This window comes from Pseudomonas sp. EL_65y_Pfl2_R96, from assembly GCF_963970905.1.
Taxonomy (GTDB): Bacteria; Pseudomonadota; Gammaproteobacteria; order Pseudomonadales; family Pseudomonadaceae; genus Aquipseudomonas.
The window spans coordinates 1-588 of the sequence record NZ_CAXAQH010000158.1 but is presented as its reverse complement, the minus strand read 5'-3'; the positions used below and the strand labels follow the sequence as shown (position 1 = coordinate 588).

Here is a 588-nt window from a genome sequence, read left to right as displayed (position 1 = left end):
CATCGAAGATGCTGGCGAGCGCGGAAGGTTTCTTCGCCATTATGCCGCTTCGCTTACTGGCTTAGTCGTAAAGCCGCTTAGTCGCTTAGCCTCGTCATACGCGGCGCGCAGCTCGGCTGCGGCCTTGCTGTCCGGCTCCGTCTCGGCTGCGGTGCGTCCAAGCGGCGTCGCCTTGTAGTAGTCCTTGCGGAAGTGAAGCCGATTGTTGAACATCGTCACGCCCTTGGCCGCGAACCCGGCATGGGCCTCCTGCCCCTCCCCGCCTTGGTGCGGAACCTGGGTTAAGATGACGGCGAAAGGGGTGCCGGCCTGCTGCACCTGTTTGACGGTCTGCAGCACCGAATGAACGTCCAACCCGCGCGGCGCGACGGGGATGATGACGAAATCCGCCTGCTCGGCCGCGAGCATGGCAATGTCTTTGGAGTTCGCGGGCGTGTCGATGATGATAAGGTCGATCTTGCCGCTGGTGCGACCGCGCGAGACGTGAAGCGGCAAGCCCGCGACGCTGCTGTCTTTCACCATCACGTCGTCGTCGTTGCGGCGCTCCGACCAATAAAGCGCCGACCCCTGCCGATCGTCTGCATCGAG

At 63.3% G+C, this 588-nt stretch carries 1 protein-coding gene; it reads right to left on the bottom strand.

Annotated elements, in window-relative coordinates; translation table 11 throughout:
* Positions 1–39: 39 nt before the first annotated feature.
* Positions 40–588: hypothetical protein (locus tag AACY49_RS29985; protein ID WP_339527839.1), on the bottom strand; the 549-nt coding region annotated here is incomplete at its 5' end.